The sequence below is a fragment of the Aeromonas eucrenophila genome (genome assembly GCF_000819865.1).
Lineage (GTDB): Bacteria > Pseudomonadota > Gammaproteobacteria > Enterobacterales > Aeromonadaceae > Aeromonas > Aeromonas eucrenophila.
The window spans coordinates 232,341-258,129 of sequence record NZ_CDDF01000014.1; the positions used below are offsets into that span (position 1 = coordinate 232,341).

Sequence of the window (25,789 nt, forward strand, 5' to 3'; positions counted from 1 at the left end):
GCTGCGTCTGAGCTGTGCGTGCCATGCCATAAAAAGAGCCCGGTATCGCTACCGGGCTCTGGTCATTCAGGGGTTGCACCGTCGTTACCAACGAGCCCATAACAGCCTGAGCTTGAGCCCCCAGCGGCTGCTCCAGCCGGTGGTGCTGCTCACCAGCTTGCCATCCTTGATGATGAGGAAGGTCGGGGTGACGCCGACCTGCCACTGGGCGGCGAGGTTGCCCTGCTCATCGTTGTGGGTGGGAAAGCTCAGCCCCTTCTTGCTCATGCCTTGCTGCAGCTGGGCGTCGCTGCCGGAGCGCAGTGCCACCGTCAGCACGTTTTCACCCTCCTGCCACAGCTGCTCCACCGCCCCGGTGGTGAAGCGGCAGACCCCGCACCAGCTGGCCCAGTAGTAGACCAGCAGCGGCTTACCCTGGCTCAGGGCGGCCAGGCTGGTGTGGGTGCCATCCTGCAGGGTGAAGGGGGCCTCCATGGCTCCCGCCGGCAGGGTGGGCCCGCGCCACAGATCCAGCAGGGTGGAAACGACCAGCGCCATCAACAGCAGCCAGAGCGCCTCCTTACCCCAGCGTCGCCAGCGGGGCGCCTTTGCTATCGCATCTTCCGCCACGACTTAGCTCCGCTTGGCCAGCTCGGTCTTCACCAGCTGTTCCAGTTCTTCGTACGGGAGGGCGCCCGGCACCAGCTGGTTGCCGATCAGGGTCGCCGGGGTGCCCTGCACACCGAGCAAGGTGCCGATCCGAAGGCTGTTGCGCAGCTCCTCGGTGGCCTTGGCATCGGGCTTGAGCGCCAGGTTGTCGGTGGCCGCCAGCGCCTTGTTGATGTCCGTCTCGGTCAGCATGCCCTGCTTGCTCATCAGCTTGTCGTGCAGGGGGAGGAAGCGGGCCGGATCCTGCTGCCACAGGGTCAGGCTGTACTGGGCCGCCTTGGCGGAAGTCTGGCCCTTGAACGGCAGCAACTTGATCACCAGCCCCAGATCTTTCGGATAGGCCTTGAGCAGCTTGGTTAGCTGGGGATCGAACTGCTTGCAGTAGGGGCAGTTGTAGTCGGTGAACAGCACCAGAGTCAGCTTGGGGTTCTTGGCACCGAGGCGCGGGCTGGTGGCGCTGTTGAACAGCACGTCCTGATTGCCCTTGATGAAGTTGCCGAGCTGGGCCTCCTGGGCGGCGCTGTTCTGCTTCTCCCAGGATTCAGCCGCCTCGTCGAGGATCTTCGGATTCTGTACCAGGGTCTCGCGAATGAGCTCCTTGATGCGCGCCTCCTGCTCCGGGGTGAAGGGGGCGGCGTGCAGGGCTGGGGCCAGCAGCGCGGCGGAGAAAGAGGCGATCAGGGTCAGGGTACGCAGGTTCATGGTTGTTCTCCTTGGATGCGGTCGTGGTCCGGCGTTAGGCCGGCCTTTTTCAAGACGATGAGCAGGTCGGATTTGTCGAGCAGGGGGGAGAGGATCTCCCCCTGCGGCAGACCTGGGCCGTAGATCTGGTTGAAGGGCACGGCGGCGGCCCCTCGCTTGCGCAGGAAGGCGGCGATGGCGTCGCTCGGCCTGCTCCAATCGCCGCGCAGGGCCACCAGATCCGGGGCCGAGAGGGCTTCTTGCACCTCATCACGCAGCAAGACGTTGTATTTGTTGGCCTTGCAGGTCACGCACCAGTCGGCGGTGACATCCACGAAGACCCGCTTGTTCTGCGCCAATGCCTGAGTGATAGCCTGTTCGGACAGGGGCTGCCAGGCCACCCGATCGACGCTGGCCGAGCCCTGGACGGTGAAGGCACCTCCCAGCAGCAGGGCGCCGCCGATCAGGGCCGACAGCGACAGCGCCAGCGTGAAGCCACGGATGCCATATCGCCAGATGATGCCGACCAGCAGCGCCAGCAGCAGGCCCGCCATCAGCCAGCGGGTGGTGAGGGTGCCCAGATGGTTGCCGAGCAGGCTGACCAGCCAGAGGCTGGAGCCCAGCATCATCAGGCCGAGCAGGATGCGCAGTCGCCCCATCCAGCGGCCCGGTTTCGGCAGCAAGAGCGCCAGACGGGGCAGGGCCGCCACCAGCAGCCAGGGCAGGCTCATGCCAATCCCAAGTGCGGTGAAGATGAGCCACAGCTCCCCGAGTGGCGCCACCAGCGCGAAGGCAACTGCGGTGCCGAGGAAAGGGGCCGAGCAGGGGGTCGCCAGCAGGGTGGCGAAGCTGCCTTGCAGGAAGTGGCCGCCGAGGCCATTGCCGCCGCTGGTGGCGAGCCGGGTGCTGAGGCTGCTCGGCAGGCGGATCTCGAACAAGCCCAGCAGGTTGGCGCAAAACAGCGCCGTCACCAGCACCATGAAGCCGATGAAGCCGGCGCTCTGGAACTGGATGCCCCAGCCGACCGCGCCTTGGGTGGCCCGCAGCAGGCTGCTCATGGTGGCCAGCACCCAGAAGGAGGCGAGGATACCGGAGCTGGCGGCGAGGAACTGCTTGCGCACCTCGGCCTGCCGCCTGTCCTGCTGTTGCAGCACGGAGCCGAGCTTGAGGGCCAGCACCGGCAGCACGCAGGGCATCAGATTTAGGATGAGACCGCCGAGCAACGCTGCTCCCAGCAGCCAGAGCAGCGAATTGTGCTGCGCAGGCAGGGCCAGGGCCGCCGTTATGCTGGCCTCGGTCTGCCAGGCCTGATCCCCGTTGGTGAGCAGCAGGCCCAGGGTCTTGCCGCGCAGATCCGGTGCATCCCCCTGCCAGCCATCGCTGACGGGGACCCGGGCGATCAGGCGATTGCCCTGCACCTCCAGCTCGGGTTTGCCAAACTCGGCCCCTTCCAGCCCATCGATAAAGAGCGCCGGCGCCTGCCAGCCGTCTGCCCGCTCCGCTAGCAACTGCAACTGGTTATGCCCATAGCCGAGCCGGACGTCGATATCGTTCGGCAGGGGCTGGGGCAGGGCGCTCATGGCCTTGGCCCAGGCGAAGTCGAAGCCGTCCGGCACGGCGCCGCCCGCATCCAGGGTGAAGGGGTAATCGGTTAGTATGCAGACGTTGCTGCAGGTGGAGAGGCGCAGGGTACCCTTGAGGGGCTCAGCGGCCGGATGGCGCAGGCTGAGGGGGAAGCTGACGCTCTGCTGGTAGCCCTGGGTGCTGAGCCCGGCCACCTCGAAGTGGCGGGGCACGGGCCAGTGCCACTGGAAATCCGTGACGGGCTTGTCCCACAGGATCTGGGGCGCTATGCCCCCTTCACCCGGGCTGTGCCAGTAGGTCTTCCAGCCCGACTCCAGGGCTATGTCGAGCAGGATACGGGTCTGTTCCGGGTCGCTGCGGTCGGCTTGCAGCCGCACCTTGGCGTGATCGTTCTGGGGGCTGGTGAGCCAGCCGGTGTCGCTGGCCAAGCCGATGGATTGCCACAGCAAGCAGCCCAGTAACAGGGTTGCCTTGAAGAAGTTTGACATCTTGTTGTCTCGCAAAAAATGAATGACGGTTAGTGACAGAAACCGCTGAACTCATTCCCGCCAGACGCAGAGGGTGAGATGAAGACGCCGCTCGGGGGGCGAGATGACCCTCGGGGGAGGCAAGGGGGGCGTATATCGCCAGAGTGGGGCCAACAGGGCGATCACCAGTGCGACCGCGAAGAACAGTTGCTCGACGCAGAGCAGGGTGGCGGCGCTCAGCCACTTGCCGTTGAGCTGGCAACTGCTCGGCTGCGGGCTGGTGGCGTTGGCGCTATCCTGATGGTCGGCAGTCACTGGTTGGGGGAGCGCCTGGCAGCTGAGGGCCTGATCGAGCATGGCCAGCCGGGCCAGCGGCTGGGCCGCACAATTGAGCAGCAACAGGCAGACCAGCAGCAGCAGTCGTTTCGCCATGCGTTGTTGGTGGATCATGCTAGCCCCGTTCATCAAGATGGCCACATCCTAACGGCCAAGGGCGAGCGGGGCAAGTCGGGGGGAAGGTTGAATGTGTTCCAGGTGATGCCGGGGATGGTCGGTTCTGTTTGGCGAACGCTTGTTCGCTAAAAGGGGGACCAGTATACTGCGCCGAGTTAAATTCCGAGGTGTTCGATGCTCAAACTTGCCCGTGTGCTGCTGCTAACCCTGCTGCTCGTCTTCTGGTTCGTGTTTGGTCTGTTGCTCTGTCTGGTGCGCCCGCGCCACCCCAACAACGTCTATGTGTTTGCCCGCATGTACCATGCCGTCTGCCCGCTGATCGGGCTCAAGGTCAAAGTGATCATCCCGGACGAGGTCAAGTCGGTCGGCCCGGCTGTCTATGTCTGCAATCACCAGAGCAACTTCGACATCTTCACCGTGACCGGCGCCGTGCGCCCCGGCGTGGTGGCGGTGGGCAAGAAGAGCCTGCTGTGGTTGCCGTTCTTCGGCCTGATCTTCTGGCTCTCCGGCAACGTGCTGATCGACAGATCCAACCGCTCCCGCGCCATCGGCACCATAGGTCAGGTGGTGGATCGCATCAAGCACCACGGCACCTCCATCTGGATGTTCCCGGAAGGGACCCGCTCTCAGGGCCGTGGCCTGCTGCCGTTCAAGGCTGGCGCCTTCCACACCGCGGTACAGGCCGAGGTGCCCGTGGTGCCCATCGTCTGCTCCAGCTACTTCGGTCAGGTCGACCTGAACCGCTGGGACAACGGCGAGGTGCTGCTGGAGATGCTGCCACCTTTGTGCAGCAAGGAGCACGGCGCCGCCGGGATCCGCGAACTCTCCGACAACTGTCGCGCCAAGATGGAGGCCAAGCTGGCCGAACTGGACAGCCAGCTGGGCCACAGGCCAGCCGCCTGAGCCAGGATCTGCTAAGTGATTGAGGGAGCCGTCGGCTCCCTTTTTTATTGGTGAAAATCACCATCTTGTTGGTTTTTTTCACCACCCCATGGCTATTGAAATCTAGCTGTGCATCCCCATCTATCTGTAAAGCAACGATAAATTATCTTGGCACGGCTCTTGTAGTGGTATGGGAAGAGAGTGACATCCCATCAACGAGGAGCCAGACCATGAGCCTATTTAGCCGCCTGACCGACGTGATCAATGCCAACCTGCACAGCCTGCTCGACAAGAGCGAAGAGCCGGAGAAGATGCTGCGGCTGATGATCGAGGAGATGGAGCAGGTACAGGTCGAGATGAGAACCCAGGCCGCCCGCATCATCGCCGAGCAGAAGCAGCTGGAACGTCACCAGCAGGCGTTGCGCCACCAGATCCAGGAGTGGTCGGCCAAGGCCGAGCTCGCCATCCAGAAAGGCCGTGAGGATCTGGCCCGCGCCGCCCTCACCGAGAAGCTGGCGGAGGCCAAGAAATGTGAGCAGCTGGAGCAGGACAAGGCCAGAGTGGCCGAGGTGCTGGCCCAGCTCAGCGCCGACAGCGAGCGGTTGGCTGCCAAGCTGACCGAGGCGCGGGAGAAGCAGAAGCTGCTGACCCTGCGCGAGCAGACCGCCCACAGCCGGATCCGCGCTCGCGCCCAGGTCGACAATCAGCGCATGCACGAGCTGATGGCCCGTTTCGACGGTTTTCAGGGCCGGGTGGATCAGCTGGAAGCCCAGCTGGAGGCGGCGACCCTGGGGCAGAATCCCTCCCTGGAGGCGCAGTTCCGCGAGCTGGAGCTCAATGACGAGATCGAGCGTGAACTGGCCCGTCTGAAGGGTCAGAAGGTCGAGGTGTGATCATGACACCCTGGTCGAAAGACTTGGCCCATCGCAAGCTGACCGGCGTCTGCGCCGGCCTTGCCAACGGGTTGGGTATCTCCAGGGTGACGGTGCGGGTGCTGGCCTTGCTCGCCCTGATCCTGATGCCGCCGCTGGCCCTGGCGGCCTATCTGCTGGCGGTGCTCGTGATGCCACCCCGCCGTGAGTTGAAGCGCTGGCTGGATTGACCTCGGGTCTTCCCGCTGGCAAGTGAGATGCGTGAGGAGCAACACATGCTGGAATTTATCGTCTTGATGCTGGTGCTGGTGACCATGGCGCTGACCGGTTTTACCGTGCTGGCCATGTTGCTGGTGAGCGGGGTCTTCGTGCTGTTTGGCGCCCTGGCCGGCATGGTTGCCCTCATCATCAAGCTGGCGCCCTGGTTGCTGGGGCTGTTGCTGGTGTGCTGGCTCATCAGCAACAGGCGCAAGCAGTCAAATACCTACCGTTAAGCCTCCCTGGCTTTTCCCCGGCCACCGTTCGCGGTGGCTTTTTTTATGGCGTCGGGTCGGTGGTGGCCTCGGCGGCGATACTTGCCAGCGAGAGCCGACTCCACTCATCCCACAGGGCAGGGTCTTGTACCAGTCGCTCCTTGAAGGCCTTGCTCTGCTGCTTGAGGCGATATTCGAGGCGAAGGGCCTGGCTCTTGTCTTCGACCTGCTGCCGCCACACCAGGGCCAGCGGGCCCTTGCCCCGCAGGGCGCGAGCCCCCTTGCCGCTCTGATGCTGGCGCAGGCGCCGCTCCGGATCCGTGCTGATGCCCGCGTAGAGCGAGTTTGCCCCGGTGCGCACCAGATAGATAAACCAGTTGGTTGCAGGTTTATCGGTGCAAACGTCCGCCGTCATGACTCTTTCCACTGAACTTGGCTACGCCGGAGCCGATGCAGGGGCAGCAGGCTGATCAGCAGGCCGGCCCAGACGAAGGCGAAGCCCACCGATTTCACCGGATCCGGCGTCTCCCCGAACCAGAAGATGGCGAGCAGGAAGGCGAGGCTGGGCTCGATATATTGCAGCAGCCCGACCGTGCTCATGCGAGTGCGGGCCACGGCGTAGCAGAACAGCCCCACCGGCAGCAGGGTGGCGGGGGCGCTGCCCATCAGCAACAGGCGCTCGCTCCAGTCCCCGTCCATAAACAGGCTGGTACCCTGGATGCCGAGATAGCCGATGACGAGCAGGGCGATGGGGAGCTGCACCAGGGACTCGAGGTAGAGGCTGACCCCGGCGTCGTAGCGCACTTTCTTCTTGATGAGGCCGTAGAAGGCGAAGTTGGCTCCCATGATGAGGGAGAACCAGGGCAGCTCGCCGTAGGAGAACAGCATGTAGGCCAGTCCCGCCAGCGCCAGGGCGACCGCCAGGTGTTTCTGCGGGGTCAGCCGTTCTTTCAGGAAGAGCACGGCGAAGACGATGTTGAACAGCGGCGTCATGAAGAAGGCGAGACTGGTGGCCAGCACCTGGCCCGTGGTCAGGCACCAGGTGAACATGCACCAGCTGATGGACATGACGGGGCCCGCCAGCAGGATCAGGCCGAGCTGACGCGGCTCGGCGCGCAGGCGTGCCCAGGGCAGGGACGTGCCGAGCAGCAGGAAGATCCCGCCGAGCAGGACGACCGACCAGAGCACCCGGTGGGAGAGCAGCTCCCACATGTTCACCTCGGGCATGAACTGGTAGTAGAGGGGCAGCAGGCCCCACAGCACGAAGGAGAGGGCCGCACTGCCGGTGCCCAGCCAATTTTTCATCCCATTCCGTTTATTAAATTAAACATTTGTGGCGGCATCATAAGTATCTGCCGCCAGTTCCACAAGCGGGATCTGGCTGAAAAGTCTGCTACCATGGCCCCATGAACCGACTCGATAGCTTGTTTGAACAGATCCGGGCCTGCCGGTTATGCGAGGCCCATTTGCCGCTGGGACCCAGGCCGGTGATCCGCGGGGCCGAGAGCGCCCGTCTGCTGATCATCGGGCAGGCGCCGGGTACCCGGGTCCATGCCAGCGGCATCCCCTGGGACGACCCTTCCGGCGATAGGTTGCGCCGCTGGCTCGGGGTAGACAAGGAGACCTTTTACGATGAGTCCCGCCTTGCCATCATGCCGATGGGGCTCTGCTATCCCGGCAAGGGCAAGTCGGGGGATCTGCCGCCCCGGCCGGAATGCGCGCCGACCTGGCACGACAAGGTGTTGATGCTGCTACCCAATATCGAGCTGACCCTGCTCATCGGTCAGTATGCCCAGCACCATTATCTGGGCAAGGCCGGCAAGGAGACCCTCACCGAGACGGTGCACCACTGGGCCGACTATGGCCCCGCCTGGTTGCCGCTGCCCCATCCCTCGCCGCGCAATACCTTCTGGCTCAAGAAGAATCCCTGGTTCGAGCAGGATGTCATCCCCCATCTGCAGCAGAGGATCGCCCCCCTGCTGGTGTGACCTCTCGTCATCGGAGTCAGAGCGCGGGCTCGGCCGCCGGTTTTGGTTTGCCACGGGCCATGACGACCAGAGGCAGCACTATGCACAGGCAACCCAGTAGCAGCGGCAGACCGGGCTGCTCGTCGAACAGCCAGACCCCGATGGCGACCGCCATCAACAGGCCGGTGTACTCCGCCGAGGCGATCTTGCTCGCCTCCGCCTTGCGGTAGGCGACCACGCAGAGCCCGGCGTAGACCATGATGAGCGCCGAGGAGCCGAATGCGGGCCACCACATCTGCCACTGCCAATCCCCCCCTTCCCACCAGGCCAGCGCCAAAATGATGGGCATGCTCAGCACGTTGGTGAAGAACAGGGTCTGGGCGATGGGCTGCTTGAGCGGGATGCGCTTGATCAGCAGGTTGTTGACCGCCATGGAGAGTGCGACCCCGAGGGCCGCCAGAGCAGCCCAGTTTACCTCGGTCGGTCGCAGCACGATCAGCACCCCAATGAAGCCGAGCAGTGCCGTCAGCACCTTCTGACGTGACAGCGCCTCTCCCGCCAGCCAGACCGCGAGCGGCACCATCAACAGCGGCGCCGCATAAAACAGGGCGTTGGCGGTGGCGAGCGGCAGGCGGGTGAGGGCGACCACCATCAGGCAGACGCCGATGGCCCAGATGTGGGCGCGCAGCAGGTGCCACTTGATGGCGACCGGCGGATGACGACGCCAGGACCAGAGCAGCCAGGGGGTCAGCAACAGCGCGGCGGAGAGTTGGCGGAAGAATACGAACTGGAACACCGGCTGGCTTGGGTCCAGCACCTTGACCAGCGCATCGGAAAAGACCGCCACCATGTTGCCAAGCACCAGATAAAGGATGCCGATCCCGACTGCATTCATACCACCTCCCGTTTTAGATGAGGGAAGGGTAGCCCTCCTCTTGTTATCCAGTAAAATGATAAAAAATCACCATCCATGAGAATTTTGGATAATGAAACTCCCCCCCTTGCGCGCCGTTCAATACTTCGAGGCGGTCGCCCGTCTGCTCAGTTTCTCCCGCGCGGCGCTCGAGCTGAATGTCAGCCAGAGCGCGGTCAGCCACCAGATCCGGCTGCTTGAGGATTTTCTGGGTGAGCGGCTGCTGCTGCGCCAGGGGCGATTGTTGTCACTGACCCAGCAGGGGGAACTCTACTTCGAGGGCATCTCGGCGGGGCTCGGTCAGATAGCTCAGAGCAGCGAGCAACTGCGCGGTGGCGGCGAGATGCGGCTGCGGCTCGCGGTCTACAGCTCCTTCGCGGTCAAATGGCTGATCCCGCGCCTGGCGGGTCTGCGCCAGCTCTACCCCGAGCTGGATCTCAGCCTGGAGATGGTGGCGGAAGATCCCGAGCTTTCCGATCGGGTGGCGGACTGCTTTATCACAGTCTCTCCCGAGGGGCCCGGTTACATGCACGATCTGCTATACCGGGAGCGGCTGATGCCAGTGTGCAGCCGTCGCCTGTGGCAACAGGTGGAGGGGGAGTGGCCCGGGGCCTTGTGGCAATTGCCGCTGCTCTCCATCCAAGCGATCTACAGGGAGAAGGGAGAGGATTGGCGGCGCTGGGCCGAGGTGGGGGGGCTGACGATTGCCCCCGAGGCGAGGATGCATCATTTCAGCCACATACTGCTGGCGCTGGAGGCGGCCAACTGGGATCAGGGGGTGGCGCTCATCAACGACTATATGCTGCAGCCGGAGGATCCCGGTCTGGTACGACTGCCGCTGCATTCCCTCGAGACCGGGGATCACTTCTATTTCGTCTGCAAGCGCTCGCGTGCCCATGAACCCGCCATCAGCCGGCTGCGACAGTGGCTCTGGCAGGAGGCACAGGCGAGCCTGCGCCCGGGGGAGAATGAGCCACTCAAACGTGTTTGAACGGACTCAGGCTCGCTTGAACTGGCTCAGCACGAACAGGCTGGTGGCACAGACCACGACGGACGGGCCCGCCGGGGTGTCTTGATACCAGGAGAGGCTGAGCCCACCCAGCACCGCTAGGCAGCCGATCAAAGCCGCCAGGCCGGCCATCTGTTCCGGCGTCTGGCTGAAACGCCGGGCGGTGGCGGCGGGGATGATCAGCAAGGAGGTGATGATAAGCGCCCCGACAAACTTCATCGCCACCGCGATCACCAGGCCGATCAGCAGCATCAGTACGCAGCGCAGCACGTCGACCCTCACCCCTTCCACCCGCGCCAGCTCCTCGGAGATGGTCATGGAGAGCAGGGGATCCCAGAGTCGCCACAGGGTGAGCAGCACCAGGGCGCCGCCGCCGTAGATCCAGAGCAGATCCATGGGTTGCACCGAGAGCAGGTCGCCGAACAGGTAGGCCATCAGATCCACCCGCACGTTATCCATAAAGCTTAAAGTCACCAGACCCAGCGACAGGGCGCTGTGGGCCAGGATGCCGAGCAGGGTGTCGGTGGCGACCTGCTGGTTGCGGCTCATGATCACCAGCAGCATGGCCATGGCGAGGCAGCAGACCACCACCGCCAGGGTCAAATCCACCTGCAGCAGTATGCCGAGGGCGATGCCGAACAGACAGGCGTGGGAGAGGGTGTCGCCAAAATAGGCCATCTTGCGCCACACCACGAAGCTGCCGAGGGGGCCAGCCAGCAGGGCGATGCCGAGGCCGGCCGCGAGGGCATATAACAGAAAGCTGTCCACTGGAATGTCCTATTGCTTGCGAGAGGGCAGGCGGATGACGGGCGCCTGGGGTTCATGATGATGGTGTTCGCCATCGCAGTGGTGATGGTGGGTGTAGACCGCCAGCACCTCCTGCTCCGGGCGCCCGAACAGACGGGCAAATTCCGGGTGACGGGCCACGCTCTCCGGCTCGCCGTGGCAGCAGACGTGGCGATTGAGGCAGATCACCTCGTGGGTGCTGGCCATCACCAGGTGCAGATCGTGGGAGACCATCAGCACGGCGCAGTTGAGCTCGGCAGCGAGCTTGCCGATGAGGGCGTAGAGCTCGATCTGGCCGCTGATGTCGACCCCTTGCACCGGCTCGTCCAGCACCAGCAGCTCGGGCTTGACCAGTAGGGCGCGGGCCAGCAGCACCCGCTGCATCTCGCCACCTGAGAGCTTCTGCATCCGGTTGTCCAGCAACTCCTGGGCACCGACCCGGTTCAGCGCCTCGTCGATGGAGAGGCGACCGTTCTTGCCAAGCTGCAGGAAGCGGCGCACCGTCAGCGGCAGGGTGGGATCCAGATAGAGGCGCTGGGGCACATAGCCGACCCGCAGATCCCGGCGGCGCAGGATCTGGCCGGAATCCGGGCTGAGCAGGCCCAGCACCAGCTTGCTCAGGGTGCTCTTGCCCGCCCCGTTGGGGCCGACCAGCGTGGTGATTTTGCCTTTGTTCAGGGTAAAGGAGACCTTGTCGAGCACGGATCGTCCGTCGAACGAGAGACAGACATCTTTCAGCTCCACCAGTTGGGTCATGACAGCTCCGGGGTTTACAGCCTGTGAGAGTTATAATATAACAACAGCGTTGGTTTGTTATATTATCACACACTCACTTCCTGACGAGATCTCTATGCGAATTCTTACCCTGATCACTGCCTTGCTGGTGGTGAGTCTGCCCGTCCGTGCCCTCGAGGTGCTGACCACCATCAAACCGCTGGGCTTCATCGCGGCCGCCATCACCGACGGTGTGAGTGAACCCAAGGTGTTGCTGCCGACCGGCGCCTCTCCCCACGACTTCGCCCTGCGCCCGTCCGACATTCGCAGCATCAATGACGCCGATCTGGTGGTTTGGGTCGGCCCCGAGCTGGAAGGCTTCATGGCCAAACCGCTGGCCCAGCATCCTCACGTGCTGACCCTGACCAAGGTTCAGGGCATGCCGCTGTTCGACTACAGCAAACAGGCCGGGCATGAGGAGCACGCCGACGAGGAGCATGACCATGACGGGCACGAGGGACATCATCATGAGGGGGTCGATCCTCACATCTGGCTGGGGCCGACCCAGGCGCTGGTGATCGCCCAGGCGCTGAGCGACACACTGAGTGCCCAGGATCCGGCCAATGCCGCCCGTTACGGCGCCAACCTGAAGGCATTCAAGGCCAAGGTGGAGGCCAAGGACAAGCTCATCGCCAGGCAGATGCAGGCGGTGAACCAGAAGGGATATTTTGTCTTCCACGAGGCCTATGGCTACTGGGAGCGCCACTATGGCATGAGTTCCAAGGGCCACTTCACCGTGAGCCCGGAGCGTCGCCCCGGCGCCAAGACCCTGGTGGAGATCCGCAAGGCGCTGGAGGAGAAGCAGGCGAGCTGCATCTATGCCGAGCCGCAGTTTTCGCCGGCGGTGATCGAGTCGGTCGCGCGCAATACCGGGGCCAAGGTGCTCTTGCTGGATGAAGTGGGCGAACAAGTGCCGCTCGGTCCCGACGGTTATCCGCAATTTATGCAGCAACTGGCCGATGCCTTTGCCGAGTGCCGCTAAAGGTGGCGACCGTGGTCATCTGACCGTCAGGGCTGACTATACTGACCTCCAGCGCATGAGATGGAGTGTTCGGTATGAAATGGATTGTCCCCGCCTGCATCGCGGCACTTGCCTGTGCCCCGCTGCAGGCTTCCCAGCTCTCCACTTACATTACCAGCCCTGAGCTGAAGGCCAAGTTGCAGGAGGTCTACGGCGGCCGAGCATTGCAGCGGGCCGAGGCATTTTCCCGGCTGCTCACGCCCAGAGCGGGCACCACGGATCAGCAGAAACTGGAGTTGGTGAACAACTACTTCAACAACCTGACCTACAGCGACGATCCCAAGCTGTGGGGAGAAGAGGATTACTGGGCCAATCCGCTGGAGTTTATCGGCGCTCGGGGAGGGGACTGCGAGGATTACAGCATCTCCAAGTACTACACCCTGATGGAGCTCGGCGTCGACGAGAAGAAGCTGCGGTTGGCCTACGTGAAAGCCATTCGGTACAACCAGTTTCACATGGTGACGCTCTACTTCTCGACCACCAAGTCCGATCCCCTGGTACTCGACAACATCAATGGTCGCATCCTGCCCGGCAGCAAGCGCAACGATCTGCAGCCCGTTTACAGCTTCGATGCCAAGAGCATCTGGGTCATGAAGTCACGGCGTGAGGGCACCCTGGCCGGCAGCGCCGATCGTTTGACCCAATGGACCTCGATGCAGAGCCGCTTCTCCAGCGAGCATCTGCGTACCCCCCGCCGCCAGCTATAGCTTGCCCGCCGCTTTCAACTCCTCGAAATACTTTGCCGCACCCGGATGCTGCTCGACACTCAGCACCGGGCCTATCTTGTTGCGCGCCTTGTGAAACAGGTTGGCGTAGCCGTAAGTCTGTTCGTTGAAGCTGGTCTGCTGGCTCAGCATCGCCTTGGTCAGGCGATAGACATCGGCATCTGGTGTGGCGCCATTGGTGACCAGGGTAGCGGCGATGGCGAAGGTGGGGGTGGCCTTCAGATTGCCGGGATAGATACGGGCTGGTACCTGACTGCGTTGATAGAACTTCACCCCCTTCAACAGTTGATCCCGAACCGGCCCTTCTATGGGTAAAAAGCCGATGGCGCAGTGTTTAGCCGTCTCCAGTACGATCCGGTTTGGATGCCCCATCACCAGTCCATAGGCATCGATCTGCTTGCTGCACAGCGCCTCGGCCAGATTGGCCACGCTCTTCAGATCCAGATCCTGCTCTTTCACCCCCATGGCAGAAAACAGGGCCAGTGCGGTCTGACGGGTACCCGAACTCTTCAGCCCCATGTCGATGGGGGCCAGCTTGAGCTGATCCAGCTTGGTGATGTCGCCATCGGCCCGCACCACTATGGTGAAAGGCTCAGCATGGGTCGCGAAGAGTGCCCGCAGCTCGGGTTGGGGCTGCTTGGCAAAAGGTCCAAGGCCATGGCTGGCCTGATAGAGCCAGTCGGATTGGACGAGGGCGTAGGAGATCTCTCCCGTTTGCAGCAGGCGAAGATTCTCGATGGAGCCCGAGCTGGCCTGCGGCTTGCATTGCAGATCCGGGTCACTCTTGCTGGCCAGTCGGCAGAACTCCTTGATGACCTGGTAATAGATCCCCTGCTCACCACCCGTGGCGATGATGGCGGCGTGTGAGGTGGGTTGCCACAGCAGGGCCAGCAACAGCAGAAACGTTCTCATGATGCCTCCCGGCTGGCATAACCATCTATGCCCCAGCCACGCAGGGTGTCTATGTCGCTCACCTCGCTCGCCTCTGCCAGCAGGGTATAGCCGGAGGCATGCAGACACTGGGAGAGCAGGTTCCAGTAGAGGGGGGTCTGGGTCAGCTGACAGCTGATGAACACCGGTCTGACGGGATCGAGCCTGGTCAGGTTGTCGTTGTTCATGGGCACGTTGCTGAATGCCATCTCGACCCCCTGGGCCTGCAGCGCCGTCAGCCGTTCCTCGGCCAGAGGGGGGAAGCTGGTCAGATCCCAGCGCCAGTCCAGGGTCTTGCCTCGGCCGCTCGCCAGGGATGAGGCGAACTGTGCCCAGTCGGGGTGAGTGAGCAGGCTGAGGGGGAGCTGGATCCCCTCCGCCTTCTGCGCCAGCCAGTCGTTGAGCAGGGCCCGGATCTCGTCCGGTGAACTATCCGTGGTCGGCGGGGTGCGGGGAATGAGCCGGCTGTATAGCCTTATGTCCCCCTGGGTGGAGACGAAGTGCTGCAGATGCATGCCGTTTGCGGTCTCGGCCAGCCCCATCAGCGGCTGAGGGGTCTGGATGTCGTCGTGCTTGCCGAGTTGGGTGATCTTGAGGCGCTGCTGCAGCAGATCCCGTTTACGCTCGGAGATCAGCTGGTTGATGGAGGCGACAACCTCCTGCAGTTCCCGCAACCAGGGAGTGGGCAGGTTGCCGCTGAACTGGCGTTTGCGGATCTGCATCAACTGCAGGCTGACTTCCTCGAGGGGGCGCAGCAGGCGATTGCACACCCACTGGATGATGAGGGTCAGCACCACCAGACCACCGAGCAGGGCCAGCCCGGTGCGGCTGATGGCGTTCCACAGGTGCTGGTAGGCATAGCCCTTGTGTCCCTCGAGGGTGAGGGTGCCGAGGATGCGCCAGCCATCGGTGAGCTCCTGTTCGACCTTGACCGGCGGCATGCTGATGACGGTGGGAAGCCAGCTGGGAATGTTCTGTTGCGCGGTGTGGAATGCCTTCTGGAACAGCAGTTGTCCATCCGGATCCAGCAGGGTGACCGAGCTGACGAAGCCACCGTCGAACATGGCGTTGACTATGGTTTCCGCCAGCACCTTGTCGTCGTTGAGCAGGGTCCCCTGCAGCACCAGCCCCAGCGCCGTGATGGCGGTCTCCAGGTTGGCCGACATCTGATCGAGGATGGATTGCCGTACCGTGGTGATCTCGAGCATGAACAGCAGGATGGCACCGATGGCGAACAGGATCAGGATGATTACATTTAACAATCTGGCCAATGACATACCTACTCCATGGCAATGTTATTGCAACATTTGAGGGTTAGGCCGCGAAAACAACCGGACCCGGTTCTTAAAAATAGAAAAAAATGGCTGAAAGAGACGATCATTTCTGCCCATGGAGGGAGGTTATGCATAAAATGTGAGGTTCGTGCATATAGCTATGAACTTTTTGTAAGTATTTAGGTCTAAAAACCAGATATTCGGTTTTCATAAGAAAAACTCATAAAAACAGACCCACAACTACCACCCTTAGATCTAACGACAGGATAGCGGATGAAACGTCTCCGTCCCTTGGTAGCGCAGGCTGCCAACTGGGAACCCCCGGTTCCCCGCAAGCATTTTTACGCCATGCTATTGCTCACGGCCATGACGCTGTCAGCGGTAGCCGTATTGCCAGCCCCAGGTGACATCCTGGAGCGGCCATTGCGTCTGGAGTTGCCGATCGCCACCACTGGCACCGCAACCAACGAAGACAACACCGACTTCAACGACATTCCGGATCACGAACTGGTGGAGGCTGCGGCCCCGGAAGATGACATCCCGGCTGATGCTACCCCTCAGTGGCAGGATTACCGGGTGCGCAACGGTGAGAACCTGACCACCATCTTCAACAACCTTGGCCTCTCCACCACCACCCTCTACAAGGTGCTGGACGCGGACAGCAAGAACAACCTGGCGCGTCTCAAGCCCGGCCAGACCATAGAGTTGCTGATCGATCAGGACAACATACTGCAGCAGCTGAAGATCCGCCTGAACATCAAGCAGACCCTGGTGCTGGAGCGTACTGACGACACTTACAGCGCCAACATGCTCAATGAAGAGGTGCAGTGGCAGCAGAAGAGTTATGACGGCGTCATCAACGGCAGCTTCTATGTCAGCGCCCGCAATGCGGGGATCCCGGCGAACCACATCCAGAAGATTGCCAACCTGTTCCAGTGGCGGATGAACTTCGCCAAGGACTTGCAAAAGGGTGACAAGTTCAAGGTGCTGGTGAGACAGGAGACGGTCGAGGGCAAGAGCACAGGCAACACCCAGCTGCTGGGCGTCGAAGTGTTCAGCCAGGGCAAGGCGGTGTCTGCCTGGCTGTCGGAAGATGGCAACTATTATGACGGCCAGGCAAACAGCCTGGAGCGTGGCTTCCGCCGTTATCCGACCCACAGTCGCTATCGGGTCAGCTCCAACTTCAACCCGGCCCGGCGCCATCCCATCACGGGGCAGGTTCGCCCCCACGAGGGCACCGACTTCGCCCTGCCGGTGGGCACGGCGGTCATGGCTACCGGTGACGGGGTTGTGCTCAAGGCGACCCGCCACCCGCTGGCCGGTACCTATGTGGTGATCAAGCATGGCCGCACCCTGATGACCCGCTATCTGCACCTGAGCAAGCTGCTGGTGAAACCCGGCCAGAAGGTGAAGATGGGGGACAAGATTGCGCTCTCCGGCAACACAGGCCGCTCCACCGGTGCCCACCTGCACTACGAGGTGCGGATCAACAACCGTCCGGTGGATCCCATGAAGGTCAAGCTGCCGATGGCGGAACCCTTGAGCGGCAAGGACAAGCGCCAGTTCCTCGCCAAGGTGAAGAGCTATCGCAAGGAGATGGAGGCGGGTTAATTCCTCGTCCCGGATATGAAAAGGCCCCGCCAGACTGGCGGGGCCTTTTTGTTGCAGCCAGGGCTCAGTAGCCCTTGTCGAAGTCGATCCGGCCATCGAGCTGCTGACCGTCGATGAAGCGGATGTAGTTGCGGATGAAGATCTGGGCCACATCTTCCGGGAAGCTGTAGGCGCTGTTGTGGGGGGTGATGATGAGATTGGGCTGGTGCCAGAGCGGGCTGGTGGCGGGCAGGGGCTCCTGCTCGAACACATCCAGCACGGCCATCGCGATCTGCTCGGTACGCAGCGCCTCCAGCAGATCTCCCTCGTGTACGGCATTGCCCCGGCCGACGTTGAACAGGATGGCGCTCGGCTTGCAGTGCTTGAAGCGCTCGGCGGTGAACAGGTGGCGGGTCTCGCGGGTGGCTGGCAACACGCTGACGATGACATCGGCCTGGGCCAGTATCTTGTTCAGCGCAGGCAGCTGATACACCTGATCGAAGCCCGCCCGCTCACGGCCGCTGTGGCTGATGCCGAGCACCCTCATGCCGAAGTGCTTGCCGGTCTGGGCGATGTGCTGGCCTATGCTGCCGGTGCCGAGCAGCAGCAGGGTCTTGCCTTTCAGGCCTTGATAGGGATGGCTCTGCCACAGCTTCTGGTGCTGCTGTTCACTGTAGAGTGGCAACTGGCGCGACAGGCTGAGCAGGTGACCAAACACGTACTCGCTCATCAGCGGGCCGAAGATACCGCGCACATTGGTCAGCAGATAATCGCGGCGACTGCTGGCATCCAGCAGCACGTCGACACCCGCATAGGTGGATTGCAGCCAGGCGAGCTTGCCGGCCTTGGGCAACAGTGGCTTGGCACGGGCCGGCTCGGCCATCAGGATATGAGCCTCCCCGATCAGTCGTTCGGCCTCGGTCTGGTTGTCGGCCCGCAGAATGCGCAGATGGGGGAGGTGGGCCGCCTTGAGCAGACGTTCATAGTGGGCGTTGTCCTGGCTGAGCAGAAGCAGGGTACGTTGGCTCATACTCTTGTTCCTTATCATGTTTATGGCACGGCGGAGGCTGTACTGTTTCCATCTTACCCCAGTTGATCGGGCAAGATAGCCGAGCCTGGCGCTTTTTCGTTTTCGCCACGGCCCTCGTGGGCTACAATCCGTCCCACATTTTGCAAAGGATCCGACTCCAGTGTTTGGTGACAAGTTTTATAAGCGACTGGCCGAGCTACAGCCTTGGCAACAGACCGTCTACACCCTGGCGCTGGCGGAGCGCATGTACCCCAACTATGTGCTGTTTACCCAGGCAGCTGGTTTCGGTGATGCGAAGGCATTTCGTCATGCGCTGGATCAGATGTGGAACTACCTCACAGTGAAGGGCTCCCGGGTCAATCTCGGGGCCATTCTGGAGGCATTCGAGGTCTACATTCCCGAGCCGGGCAAGTTTGAATCTTACGGTGCCTATCCGGCGCTGGATGCCTGTGTGGCACTGGGCTGTGCCTACAACTCGGTGATCTGCCGGGTGGGGGAAGAAGCCGAAGATGCCAGTCATGCTTCGGTGGGAACCGTGGCCGGGTTTATCGACATGCTGGAAGGCCGTGAGCTGACCGACGAAGAGCTGTACGAGCACGAGTACATCGAGGCCGAGCTGGAGTTTCAGGTCGAGCTGCTCAAGCGGGTGGCCCATGAGCGCGACAGCGACCGGATTCTGGCGATCCGTACCTTTGCGGCGCAAGACGGTGTCTCCAACATCGGTATCAGCCTGGAAGAGTGATCCCGCTGAGGATCCCAAAGAAAAAAAGCTCCCGTTCGGGAGCTTTTTTTATGTCCGTTATCGCCTCAGGCCCGCTCTTCGGTGAGCGGTCTGACGCTCAGCACGGGGGCGGCATCGATGCCATCGGCATTCATCATGGCCGAGATGCGTTGCAGGGAGGAGAGCAGCAAGCCCTGCTCCCAGGTTTCCAGCGCCTGAAAGCGCTGGATGAAGCTCTCTTGCAACGGGGTCGGCGCCTGTGCCAGCAGGGCACGGCCTGCGTCAGTCAGGGTCGCATGTACCTTGCGCTTGTCGGTGCTGCTGCGAATGCGCTGCACCAGCTGACGGCTCTCCAGGCGGTCCATGATGGTGGTCGCGGTGGCCTGACTCATGTTGGTGTGATCCGCCAGCTGGCGCATGGAGATCTGCCCCAGCTCGTTGATCCCCTTGAGCAGCAGGAGCTGCGGCGAGGTCAGTCCGGCTTCCTTGATCAAGCGTTTGGAGTGCATGTCGATGGCACGGATGATCTGGCGCAGGGCAACCAGCACTTCATCATGTTTTTCCATGGGATCTGGGTCGTGGCAGGGCAGTTGAGAGGCGCAAAATTGTCCGCCTAATTCGTCGCAAGGTCAATATGGTTTTTGGTGTAATCATTTCTGCTCTAATGAATAATGTGTTAGGTTGTCGGACAATTTCCGAATTTTAACCCGATATTCGAGGAGTGATACATGAATGATGCACTGGATATCAAGTCGCTGGTGGCCGGACTAAAGGTCGTCAGGGTGCGCTATGAGCTGCCTGATACCTCGGCCTTCGTGCGCTATCAACCCGCCTATGACGAGGACCCCAACAACCTCAAGGTGCACCACTACGATGGCGAATTGCCCCTCTCCTGCAGCGAGACAGGTGCTTTCAGCCTAAAGGAGTTGGTGAATGAATTGCGCTATGCCTATGTGCTGGTTCACCTCTTCCCCGACGAGAGCGCCATGAACTTCTACCTGACCGGCCTCGATACCGGCCTGGCCCAGCTCGAGTTCATCGGTGGCTCCTACGACTTCAACCGGCTCTGGATCACCAGCGGCATCTCCAATCTGGGCATGCCCATGGCCATCTTCCTCGGCAAGCGCCACGCGGTGAACGGCCAGCCTTCGGTCAGCCTGGTGGATCACCGTGAGCAGGTGGCAGGCCGCCTGGTCTATCGCGCCATCGGCGGGGCGGGAGATCACGTGGGTGAAGACTTTTTCAACAACGACTAAGGAGGCCAGATGCGAGCAACCAAAGGGCCGTTGAAAGGCCTCAATCCCACCATGGCCATGACGGCTCTGACCGTCATCACCCTGTTCCTGCTGTTCGGGGTCTTCGTGCCGGAGACGGCCGCGGCCTGGTTCGTCGGCGCCAAGGACAACATCATCGCAGGCTTCAAGTGGTACTACATTCTGGTGGTCGCCCTGTTCCTGTTCTTCGCCGTCTATCTGATGTTCAGCCGCTTTGGCAGCATCCGGCTGGGCGACGACGACCAGGTACCGGAGTTTGGCTACTTTGCCTGGTTCTCCATGCTGTTCAGCGCCGGCATGGGCATAGGCCTGGTGTTCTGGAGCATCGCCGAGCCCATGAACCACCTGCAGGGCAACCCCTTTATCACCGAAGGGATGACGCCGGAGGCGGCCCAGATCGCCATGCGCCTCACCTTCTTCCACTGGGGCCTGCACCCCTGGGCCATCTATGTGATCGTCGGCCTCTCCCTGGCCTTCTTCAGTTATCGCCGCAAGTTGCCGCTGGCGATCCGCTCCGTGCTCTACCCCATTCTCGGCGAGCGTATCTACGGCTTCTGGGGCCATGCCGCCGACGTGCTGGCGGTGTTTGGTACCGTGTTCGGGGTGGCGACCTCCCTCGGCCTCGGCGTCTCCCAGATGAACACCGGCCTCAACCAGATGTTCGGCATGACGGTGTCCCAGGGCAACCAGCTGTGGCTCATCGGCGGCATCAGCCTGATCGCGACCCTGTCGGCGGTGTCCGGCGTGGGGCGTGGGGTCAAGCTGCTGTCCGAACTCAACATCTGGCTCAGCGTCTTCGTGCTCGGCCTTTTCCTGGTGCTGGGCCCGACCACCTACATCCTCAACGCCTATGTGCAGAACATCGGCGACTACCTGCAGAACATCATCAAGCTGAGCTTCTGGACCAACACCGAGGCCAACGGCACCTCGGCCTGGCAGTCGAGCTGGACCGCCTTCTACTGGGGCTGGTGGATCGCCTGGGCGCCCTTCGTCGGCATGTTCATCGCCCGCATCTCCAAGGGGCGCACCATCCGTGAGTTCGTGCTCGGGGTGCTGCTGGTGCCCTCCCTGCTCGGCATGTTCTGGCTCACGGTATTCGGTGGCACCGCCATGAACCTGGAGCTGTTCGGAGGCGGTGGTGTGGTGGCGGCGGTCAATCAGGACGTGACCCTGGCGCTCTACAAGACGGTGGAGCTGCTGCACTGGGAGACCTTCGGCTGGATCGCCAAGGGGGTGCTGACCCTGCTGATCTGCACCTACTTCATCACCTCCAGCGATTCGGGCACCTTGGTCATCACGACCCTGCTCTCCATCGGCGATCAGGATCCCCCCGTGCTGCACCGCGCCATCTGGGGACTGGGGCAGGGGCTGGTGGCGGGTATCCTGCTGGTGTCCGGCGGGCTGGCGGCCCTGCAGGCGGCCAGCATCATAGCCGCGCTGCCGTTCTCGCTGATCATGTTGGCCATGTGCTATTCGCTGATGCTGGGGCTCAAGCAGGAGAGTCAGCACCAGTTCGAGTACCGGCAGAAGCTCAAGCGCCACGACGGCTCCTCCCATATGAGCCTGATGGACAGGATTGGTCCGGCCTAGGCCGCTGGCACGGCGTGAAATGAAAAGGGGAACCGCGAGGTTCCCCTTTTTGCATCCTGTGCTGGCAGAGCCGGTTACAGCAACTGCTTGAGGCGGTAGAGCAGATCCAGCGCTTGGCGCGGGCTCAGCTCGTCCGGGCGCACCGCGGCGAGCTCCTCCACCACGGGGTGGGGCTGGGCTATCGGCACCGGCGGGGCCTTGCGTGTCTTCCCGCTGGTGGGTGCCGGCGTGGCACTCTCCAGCTCCGCCAGCTTGTGGCGGGCCTGGCTTATCACCGCTTTCGGCACTCCCGCCAGCGCCGCGACCTGCAGGCCGTAGGAGCGGCTCGCCGCCCCCTCCTGCACCGCGTGCATGAAGGCGATGGTGTCCCCATGCTCGACCGCGTCCAGATGAACGTTGGCCAGCCCCTCCATCAGCTCCGGCAGCCGGGTCAGCTCGAAGTAGTGGGTGGCGAACAGGGTGTAGGCACCTATCTTGCTCGCCAGCTGCTCGGCGCAGGCCCAGGCCAGCGACAGCCCGTCGTAGGTGCTGGTGCCACGGCCGATCTCGTCCATCAGCACCAGGCTGCGGGCGGTGGCGTTGTTGAGGATGTTGGCGGTCTCTGTCATCTCCACCATGAAGGTGGAACGGCCGGAGGCAAGATCGTCCGAGGCTCCGATGCGGGTGAAGATGCGATCGATGGGGCCGATGCGGGCGCTGTCGGCGGGGACGAAGGCGCCGATGTGGGCCAGCAGCACTATGAGCGCGGTCTGGCGCATGTAGGTGGACTTACCGCCCATGTTGGGACCGGTGATGATCAGCATCCGGCGCTCCCGGGCCAGCCGGATCGGGTTGGCAATGAAGGGATCGCTCATCACCTGTTCCACCACCGGGTGGCGGCCCCCTTCAATCAGGATCTGCTCCTCGTCGATGAGCTGCGGGCAACGGTAATCCAGGGTCTCGGCCCGCTCGGCGAGGTTCGCCAGCACGTCCAGCTCGGCAAGGGCCGCAGCGGATTCCTGCAGATCCCCGAGGTGGGGCAACAGGGCGTCGAGCAGCTCCTCGTAGAGGCGCTTCTCCAATGCCAGCGCCTGGGCCTGGGCGGTGAGTACCTTGTCCTCGTACTTTTTCAGCTCATCGATGATGTAGCGTTCGTTGTTCTTTAGCGTCTGGCGGCGGATGTAGTGGGCCGGCACCAGATGGCTGTTGGCGCGGCTCACCTCGATGTAGAAACCGTGCACCCTGTTGTAGCCCACCTTGAGGGTGTTGATGCCGGTCAGGGTCTTCTCCCGCTCCTCGATGCGGGCCAGGCTGGCGGTGGCACCGTTCGCCAGATCCCGCAGCTCGTCCAGCTCCTGATTGAAGCCGTCACGGATGACGCCCCCATCGCGGATCAGCACGGGCGGCACCTCCATCATGGCGCGCTCCAGCAAGTCCAGCAGCTCGGGGAAGGTGCTGGCCCGCTCGCCGAGTTGCTGCACCGCCTCGTGCTCGCTGTCGGCCAACAGCCTTTGCAGCTCGGGCAGTTGGGCAAACGCCTGTCGCAGGCGAGTCAGGTCGCGCGGGCGGGCACTGCGCAGGGCGAGGCGAGCCAGCACCCGCTCCACGTCGCCAACCTGGCGCAGCAGGGCGCCGAGATCGTCGTACAGGTTCTGCTCGATGAGCTCCTTGATGGTGCTCTGACGCCCCTTGAGGATCACCCGATCCCGGATCGGCTGGTGGATCCAGCGCTTGAGTAACCGGCTGCCCATGGGGGTGGCGGTCCTGTCCAGTACCTCGGCCAGGGTGTTTTCATAGCCTCCCGCCAGATTCTGGGTCAGCTCCAGGTTGCGGCGGGTGGCGGCATCCATGATGACGGCGTGATCCGGCTGCTCGAGGCGCACGCCGCGAATGTGGGGCAGGGCGGTGCGCTGGGTGTCTTTCACGTACTGCATCAGGCAGCCGGCGGCGCACAGGGCGGTCTCGCTCTGCTCGACCCCAAAGCCCACCAGATCCTGGGTGCCGAACTGCTGGCACAGCAGCTTGCGGGCGGTGCCCAGCTCAAACTCCCACTCGGGACGGCGGCGCAGACCGCGGCGGCCCTCGACGTGGTGCAGGAACTCGAAGGATTCCGGGTAGAGCAGTTCGGCCGGGTTTGTGCGTTGCAGCTCGGCCAGCAGCGTCTCTTCCTTATCGAACTGGTTGATGAAGAAGCGGCCGGAGCTGACGTCCATGGTGCTGTAGCCGAAGCGGCGGCCATCGTGATAGACGGCGGCGATCAGGTTGTCCTGGCGCTCGGAGAGCAGCGCCTCGTCGGAGACGGTGCCCGGGGTGATGATGCGGATGACCTTGCGCTCCACCGGCCCCTTGCTGGTGGCGGGATCCCCCACCTGTTCGCAGATGGCGGCGGATTCGCCGAGCTGCACCAGCTTGGCGAGATAGCCCTCGATGGCGTGATAGGGCACCCCCGCCATGGGAATGGGGCTGCCCGCCGACTGACCGCGCTTGGTCAGGGAGATGTCGAGCAGTTGGGAGGCCTTGCGGGCATCGTCATAGAAGAGTTCGTAGAAGTCGCCCATCCGGTAGAACAGCAGGATCTCCGGATTCTCGGCCTTGAGACCAAGATACTGCTGCATCATGGGAGTGTGGGCGCCGAGGGCGGCGCTGGGGGCTTGGTATTGTGCTGTCATGTGCTGTTCCAGAGGGTGCTCTTGCGGGCAAGCGTCTGCCTTGATGGGTCTGAATCTGGCCGCTATTCTACATGCTCGGGGCGAGATGGTGAGGGGGAATCTCTACCTCGGAGAGAAACTCGGTGAGGCTTCTGGATTTAGCAACTGCCCGCGAAACCTTGTATGGGGCGAGTGATAAAGCATCGGGTCTGGTGGGGCTGTGGGAATGAGCGCTGGTCTGGGGTGCGCTGTAGGAAGGCGCGGAAAAACAAATCCCCGCACCGGTGCGGGGATTGCGGTCAGAGGAGGATAAACCGCCTCTTAGTACATGGCTTCGTCGCCACTCATCATCTGGTGCAGCTTGGCTTTCTGCTCGGCGGTCAGCACCTTGCTGACTTCGAACAGGTAGAAGGCGCGGTAGTAACGGGCCTGGGCCTGGATGTCGCTGATGGTCTGCAGCTGTTTCTTGGCGGCCGCCTCATCCCACTTGCCAGACTTGATCATGTTGACGATCACGTCCTGGCCGATGGCGTCGAGCTTGAGTGAGCTCAGGCTGTTCATGGTCTGCTCACGTAACCCTTTGATCTGCTCAGTCTGGGCGCTGGACAGGTTCAGCTCCTGGGCCAGGGTGGTCTCGCTTTGCAGGTCAGTGGCAGTCTCGGTGGCAAAGGTATTGCTGGCAAAGCACATCGCCAGGGCGGCAACGGCGACTTTGAACTGATGCTTCATCTGTCTTTCTCCATGTTTCACAGGATTGAAACCGCATAGGCGGTGCTTGCTGAGTATAGGGAGCCCCCATGTACTGGAGCTTAAGCGGAGGTAACTAGCTGATATGGCGGGGCTTGCCCGCAAAGCCTGCGACAGTTGCTGTCCTGGGCCAGGACGAGACGCAGCGGGTGCCCGGCTGGTTGCCCGGGATCCGGGGCAATTGCATAATGGGCCCCATCGTTCGCCTGAAAATGGCCAAAGAGGGTACGACCATGGGGCTTGAAGCTGAGATTGCCCGCTTATCCCAGGAACTGGGGGAGGCGCTGACGGGGCGGGGCTGGATGGCAGCCACGGCGGAATCCTGTACCGGCGGCGGCGTCGCCACGGCCATCACCGAGGTGGCGGGCAGCTCCGGCTGGTTCGACAGAGGCTTCGTCACCTATACCAATGAGGCCAAGCAGCAGATGCTGGGAGTCAGCATCGACAGCCTGCTGCGCCATGGCGCCGTCAGCGAGGCCGTGGTGCTGGAGATGGCCAGGGGCGCCCTGGCCCGCTCCGATGCGGGCATCAGCGTGGCCATCAGCGGCATCGCGGGGCCGGGGGGCGGCAGCGACGACAAGCCGGTAGGCACCGTCTGGTTTGCCTGGGTGGACAAGAGCGGTCGTCATCACTCCCTGCTGGCCCGCTTCGACGGCGACCGACAGCAGGTGCGGCGGCAGGCTGTCAGGCAGGCCTTGTCCGGCTTGTTGGCCCTGCTCAGATAAATTGGGCTTGATACTGTATGCATAAA

Annotated in this window: 28 protein-coding genes; 13 read left to right on the forward strand and 15 right to left on the reverse strand. The window is 62.6% G+C overall.

Translation table 11 applies throughout. From position 1 onward, the window contains the following. Window positions 1-84: 84 nt before the first annotated feature. From BN1124_RS14520 to BN1124_RS14535, 4 genes are read right to left on the reverse strand one after another with little or no spacing between them, the layout of a single operon-like run. Window positions 85-609, reverse strand: coding sequence for a protein disulfide oxidoreductase (locus tag BN1124_RS14520; protein ID WP_042643081.1), 525 nt, complete (start codon window positions 607-609; stop codon window positions 85-87). 3 nt (window positions 610-612) lie between these two features. Then, window positions 613-1,350, reverse strand: coding sequence for a DsbA family protein (locus BN1124_RS14525; RefSeq protein WP_042643082.1), 738 nt, complete (start codon window positions 1,348-1,350; stop codon window positions 613-615). Continuing rightward, window positions 1,347-3,401, reverse strand: coding sequence for a protein-disulfide reductase DsbD family protein (locus BN1124_RS14530; protein ID WP_042643084.1), 2,055 nt, complete (start codon window positions 3,399-3,401; stop codon window positions 1,347-1,349). Before BN1124_RS14530 ends, BN1124_RS14525 begins: the two co-directional genes overlap by 4 nt. Window positions 3,402-3,452: 51 nt before the next feature. Beyond that, window positions 3,453-3,830 carry a hypothetical protein gene (locus BN1124_RS14535; protein ID WP_042643086.1) on the reverse strand — a complete coding sequence of 126 codons (378 nt, stop codon included), beginning with the start codon at window positions 3,828-3,830 and terminating at the stop codon, window positions 3,453-3,455. Between the two features lie 177 nt (window positions 3,831-4,007). On the opposite strand from BN1124_RS14535, the gene BN1124_RS14540 reads away from it, so the two are divergent. The 4 genes from BN1124_RS14540 to pspG all read left to right on the forward strand — a co-directional run bounded on the left by BN1124_RS14540 (window position 4,008) and on the right by pspG (window position 6,081). Then, window positions 4,008-4,736 carry a 1-acylglycerol-3-phosphate O-acyltransferase gene (locus BN1124_RS14540; RefSeq protein WP_042643087.1) on the forward strand — a complete coding sequence of 243 codons (729 nt, stop codon included), beginning with the start codon at window positions 4,008-4,010 and terminating at the stop codon, window positions 4,734-4,736. Window positions 4,737-4,945: 209 nt separating this feature from the next. After that, complete coding sequence (gene pspA / locus BN1124_RS14545) at window positions 4,946-5,608, forward strand: phage shock protein PspA (protein ID WP_042643089.1); 663 nt, start codon at window positions 4,946-4,948, stop codon at window positions 5,606-5,608. Window positions 5,609-5,610: 2 nt separating this feature from the next. After that, window positions 5,611-5,817, forward strand: coding sequence for a PspC domain-containing protein (locus BN1124_RS14550; protein WP_042643091.1), 207 nt, complete (start codon window positions 5,611-5,613; stop codon window positions 5,815-5,817). A gap of 45 nt (window positions 5,818-5,862) precedes the next feature. Next, complete coding sequence (pspG, locus tag BN1124_RS14555; RefSeq protein ID WP_042643093.1) at window positions 5,863-6,081, forward strand: envelope stress response protein PspG; 219 nt, start codon at window positions 5,863-5,865, stop codon at window positions 6,079-6,081. A gap of 43 nt (window positions 6,082-6,124) precedes the next feature. Here the strand turns inward: pspG and BN1124_RS14560 are convergent, their stop codons facing one another. Together BN1124_RS14560 and rarD are read right to left on the reverse strand one after the other, a co-directional pair. Then, complete coding sequence (locus BN1124_RS14560; protein ID WP_042643095.1) at window positions 6,125-6,475, reverse strand: GIY-YIG nuclease family protein; 351 nt, start codon at window positions 6,473-6,475, stop codon at window positions 6,125-6,127. Next, entirely contained in the window at window positions 6,472-7,365 is an 894-nt protein-coding gene (gene rarD / locus BN1124_RS14565) for an EamA family transporter RarD (protein ID WP_042643097.1), read from the reverse strand. Before rarD ends, BN1124_RS14560 begins: the two co-directional genes overlap by 4 nt. Before the next feature lie 101 nt (window positions 7,366-7,466). On the opposite strand from rarD, the gene BN1124_RS14570 reads away from it, so the two are divergent. Further along, entirely contained in the window at window positions 7,467-8,048 is a 582-nt protein-coding gene (locus tag BN1124_RS14570; protein ID WP_042643099.1) for a uracil-DNA glycosylase family protein, read from the forward strand. Window positions 8,049-8,064: 16 nt separating this feature from the next. Here the strand turns inward: BN1124_RS14570 and BN1124_RS14575 are convergent, their stop codons facing one another. After that, entirely contained in the window at window positions 8,065-8,922 is an 858-nt protein-coding gene (locus tag BN1124_RS14575; protein WP_042643101.1) for a DMT family transporter, read from the reverse strand. A gap of 91 nt (window positions 8,923-9,013) precedes the next feature. On the opposite strand from BN1124_RS14575, the gene BN1124_RS14580 reads away from it, so the two are divergent. Continuing rightward, a complete protein-coding gene (locus tag BN1124_RS14580; RefSeq protein WP_042643103.1) occupies window positions 9,014-9,931 on the forward strand; it encodes a LysR substrate-binding domain-containing protein in 918 nt (305 codons plus the stop codon). Between the two features lie 6 nt (window positions 9,932-9,937). Here BN1124_RS14580 and znuB read toward each other — a convergent pair whose 3' ends face one another. Then, window positions 9,938-10,717 (reverse strand): zinc ABC transporter permease subunit ZnuB, encoded by a 780-nt coding sequence (gene znuB, locus BN1124_RS14585; RefSeq protein ID WP_042643105.1) that lies wholly within the window; start codon window positions 10,715-10,717, stop codon window positions 9,938-9,940. Between the two features lie 9 nt (window positions 10,718-10,726). Continuing rightward, the gene (znuC, locus tag BN1124_RS14590) at window positions 10,727-11,491 is read right to left on the reverse strand and encodes a zinc ABC transporter ATP-binding protein ZnuC (RefSeq protein ID WP_042643107.1); all 765 of its coding nucleotides are present in this window, start codon (window positions 11,489-11,491) and stop codon (window positions 10,727-10,729) included. A 94-nt stretch (window positions 11,492-11,585) separates the two neighbouring features. Between znuC and znuA the strand changes: the two genes are divergently transcribed. Both znuA and BN1124_RS14600 read left to right on the forward strand, forming a co-directional pair. Continuing rightward, the gene (znuA, locus tag BN1124_RS14595; RefSeq protein ID WP_042643108.1) at window positions 11,586-12,491 is read left to right on the forward strand and encodes a zinc ABC transporter substrate-binding protein ZnuA; all 906 of its coding nucleotides are present in this window, start codon (window positions 11,586-11,588) and stop codon (window positions 12,489-12,491) included. A gap of 74 nt (window positions 12,492-12,565) precedes the next feature. Then, window positions 12,566-13,237: a transglutaminase-like cysteine peptidase gene (locus BN1124_RS14600; protein WP_042643110.1), complete on the forward strand. Its 672-nt coding sequence runs from the start codon at window positions 12,566-12,568 to the stop codon at window positions 13,235-13,237. On the opposite strand, the gene BN1124_RS14605 is transcribed toward BN1124_RS14600, so the two are convergent. Further along, on the reverse strand, window positions 13,232-14,167 hold the full coding sequence (locus BN1124_RS14605; protein WP_042643112.1) for a TAXI family TRAP transporter solute-binding subunit: 936 nt from the start codon (window positions 14,165-14,167) through the stop codon (window positions 13,232-13,234). The genes BN1124_RS14600 and BN1124_RS14605 overlap by 6 nt on opposite strands. Next, window positions 14,164-15,462, reverse strand: a complete 1,299-nt coding sequence (locus BN1124_RS14610; RefSeq protein ID WP_042643114.1) for a LapD/MoxY N-terminal periplasmic domain-containing protein — start codon at window positions 15,460-15,462, stop codon at window positions 14,164-14,166. Before BN1124_RS14610 ends, BN1124_RS14605 begins: the two co-directional genes overlap by 4 nt. A 270-nt stretch (window positions 15,463-15,732) precedes the next feature. On the opposite strand from BN1124_RS14610, the gene mepM reads away from it, so the two are divergent. Beyond that, window positions 15,733-17,070, forward strand: a complete 1,338-nt coding sequence (mepM, locus tag BN1124_RS14615; RefSeq protein ID WP_042643116.1) for a murein DD-endopeptidase MepM — start codon at window positions 15,733-15,735, stop codon at window positions 17,068-17,070. Between the two features lie 64 nt (window positions 17,071-17,134). Here the strand turns inward: mepM and BN1124_RS14620 are convergent, their stop codons facing one another. Beyond that, complete coding sequence (locus BN1124_RS14620) at window positions 17,135-18,079, reverse strand: D-2-hydroxyacid dehydrogenase (protein ID WP_042643118.1); 945 nt, start codon at window positions 18,077-18,079, stop codon at window positions 17,135-17,137. 160 nt (window positions 18,080-18,239) lie between these two features. Between BN1124_RS14620 and BN1124_RS14625 the strand changes: the two genes are divergently transcribed. Further along, window positions 18,240-18,821: a YjaG family protein gene (locus BN1124_RS14625; protein WP_042643119.1), complete on the forward strand. Its 582-nt coding sequence runs from the start codon at window positions 18,240-18,242 to the stop codon at window positions 18,819-18,821. A 65-nt stretch (window positions 18,822-18,886) separates the two neighbouring features. On the opposite strand, the gene BN1124_RS14630 is transcribed toward BN1124_RS14625, so the two are convergent. Further along, a complete protein-coding gene (locus tag BN1124_RS14630) occupies window positions 18,887-19,366 on the reverse strand; it encodes a MarR family winged helix-turn-helix transcriptional regulator (RefSeq protein ID WP_033131713.1) in 480 nt (159 codons plus the stop codon). Between the two features lie 162 nt (window positions 19,367-19,528). On the opposite strand from BN1124_RS14630, the gene BN1124_RS14635 reads away from it, so the two are divergent. Both BN1124_RS14635 and BN1124_RS14640 read left to right on the forward strand, forming a co-directional pair. Next, window positions 19,529-20,056: a hypothetical protein gene (locus BN1124_RS14635; protein ID WP_042643122.1), complete on the forward strand. Its 528-nt coding sequence runs from the start codon at window positions 19,529-19,531 to the stop codon at window positions 20,054-20,056. A gap of 9 nt (window positions 20,057-20,065) precedes the next feature. Continuing rightward, complete coding sequence (locus BN1124_RS14640) at window positions 20,066-21,664, forward strand: BCCT family transporter (RefSeq protein WP_042643124.1); 1,599 nt, start codon at window positions 20,066-20,068, stop codon at window positions 21,662-21,664. A 74-nt stretch (window positions 21,665-21,738) separates the two neighbouring features. Here BN1124_RS14640 and mutS read toward each other — a convergent pair whose 3' ends face one another. Both mutS and BN1124_RS14650 read right to left on the reverse strand, forming a co-directional pair. Continuing rightward, entirely contained in the window at window positions 21,739-24,312 is a 2,574-nt protein-coding gene (gene mutS / locus BN1124_RS14645; protein WP_042643126.1) for a DNA mismatch repair protein MutS, read from the reverse strand. A gap of 300 nt (window positions 24,313-24,612) precedes the next feature. Further along, complete coding sequence (locus BN1124_RS14650; protein ID WP_042643128.1) at window positions 24,613-25,020, reverse strand: Spy/CpxP family protein refolding chaperone; 408 nt, start codon at window positions 25,018-25,020, stop codon at window positions 24,613-24,615. A 251-nt stretch (window positions 25,021-25,271) separates the two neighbouring features. On the opposite strand from BN1124_RS14650, the gene pncC reads away from it, so the two are divergent. After that, window positions 25,272-25,763 (forward strand): nicotinamide-nucleotide amidase, encoded by a 492-nt coding sequence (gene pncC, locus BN1124_RS14655; protein WP_042643130.1) that lies wholly within the window; start codon window positions 25,272-25,274, stop codon window positions 25,761-25,763. Window positions 25,764-25,789 lie beyond the last annotated feature (26 nt).

What these genes read in the sequence shown, in the direction of transcription:
- BN1124_RS14635 (WP_042643122.1), top strand. Translation starts at nt 19,529, where the DNA reads ATGAATGATGCACTGGATATCAAGTCGCTGGTGGCCGGACTAAAGGTC.
- BN1124_RS14640 (WP_042643124.1), top strand. Translation starts at nt 20,066, where the DNA reads ATGCGAGCAACCAAAGGGCCGTTGAAAGGCCTCAATCCCACCATGGCC.
- pspA (WP_042643089.1), top strand. Translation starts at nt 4,946, where the DNA reads ATGAGCCTATTTAGCCGCCTGACCGACGTGATCAATGCCAACCTGCAC.
- BN1124_RS14535 (WP_042643086.1), bottom strand. Translation starts at nt 3,830, where the DNA reads ATGATCCACCAACAACGCATGGCGAAACGACTGCTGCTGCTGGTCTGC.
- znuA (WP_042643108.1), top strand. Translation starts at nt 11,586, where the DNA reads ATGCGAATTCTTACCCTGATCACTGCCTTGCTGGTGGTGAGTCTGCCC.
- pspG (WP_042643093.1), top strand. Translation starts at nt 5,863, where the DNA reads ATGCTGGAATTTATCGTCTTGATGCTGGTGCTGGTGACCATGGCGCTG.
- BN1124_RS14580 (WP_042643103.1), top strand. Translation starts at nt 9,014, where the DNA reads ATGAAACTCCCCCCCTTGCGCGCCGTTCAATACTTCGAGGCGGTCGCC.
- BN1124_RS14525 (WP_042643082.1), bottom strand. Translation starts at nt 1,350, where the DNA reads ATGAACCTGCGTACCCTGACCCTGATCGCCTCTTTCTCCGCCGCGCTG.
- BN1124_RS14530 (WP_042643084.1), bottom strand. Translation starts at nt 3,401, where the DNA reads ATGTCAAACTTCTTCAAGGCAACCCTGTTACTGGGCTGCTTGCTGTGG.
- BN1124_RS14620 (WP_042643118.1), bottom strand. Translation starts at nt 18,079, where the DNA reads ATGAGCCAACGTACCCTGCTTCTGCTCAGCCAGGACAACGCCCACTAT.
- BN1124_RS14540 (WP_042643087.1), top strand. Translation starts at nt 4,008, where the DNA reads ATGCTCAAACTTGCCCGTGTGCTGCTGCTAACCCTGCTGCTCGTCTTC.
- BN1124_RS14605 (WP_042643112.1), bottom strand. Translation starts at nt 14,167, where the DNA reads ATGAGAACGTTTCTGCTGTTGCTGGCCCTGCTGTGGCAACCCACCTCA.
- BN1124_RS14600 (WP_042643110.1), top strand. Translation starts at nt 12,566, where the DNA reads ATGAAATGGATTGTCCCCGCCTGCATCGCGGCACTTGCCTGTGCCCCG.
- rarD (WP_042643097.1), bottom strand. Translation starts at nt 7,365, where the DNA reads ATGAAAAATTGGCTGGGCACCGGCAGTGCGGCCCTCTCCTTCGTGCTG.
- BN1124_RS14575 (WP_042643101.1), bottom strand. Translation starts at nt 8,922, where the DNA reads ATGAATGCAGTCGGGATCGGCATCCTTTATCTGGTGCTTGGCAACATG.
- znuC (WP_042643107.1), bottom strand. Translation starts at nt 11,491, where the DNA reads ATGACCCAACTGGTGGAGCTGAAAGATGTCTGTCTCTCGTTCGACGGA.
- pncC (WP_042643130.1), top strand. Translation starts at nt 25,272, where the DNA reads ATGGGGCTTGAAGCTGAGATTGCCCGCTTATCCCAGGAACTGGGGGAG.
- BN1124_RS14560 (WP_042643095.1), bottom strand. Translation starts at nt 6,475, where the DNA reads ATGACGGCGGACGTTTGCACCGATAAACCTGCAACCAACTGGTTTATC.
- BN1124_RS14650 (WP_042643128.1), bottom strand. Translation starts at nt 25,020, where the DNA reads ATGAAGCATCAGTTCAAAGTCGCCGTTGCCGCCCTGGCGATGTGCTTT.
- BN1124_RS14550 (WP_042643091.1), top strand. Translation starts at nt 5,611, where the DNA reads ATGACACCCTGGTCGAAAGACTTGGCCCATCGCAAGCTGACCGGCGTC.
- mutS (WP_042643126.1), bottom strand. Translation starts at nt 24,312, where the DNA reads ATGACAGCACAATACCAAGCCCCCAGCGCCGCCCTCGGCGCCCACACT.
- BN1124_RS14570 (WP_042643099.1), top strand. Translation starts at nt 7,467, where the DNA reads ATGAACCGACTCGATAGCTTGTTTGAACAGATCCGGGCCTGCCGGTTA.
- BN1124_RS14610 (WP_042643114.1), bottom strand. Translation starts at nt 15,462, where the DNA reads ATGTCATTGGCCAGATTGTTAAATGTAATCATCCTGATCCTGTTCGCC.
- BN1124_RS14630 (WP_033131713.1), bottom strand. Translation starts at nt 19,366, where the DNA reads ATGGAAAAACATGATGAAGTGCTGGTTGCCCTGCGCCAGATCATCCGT.
- mepM (WP_042643116.1), top strand. Translation starts at nt 15,733, where the DNA reads ATGAAACGTCTCCGTCCCTTGGTAGCGCAGGCTGCCAACTGGGAACCC.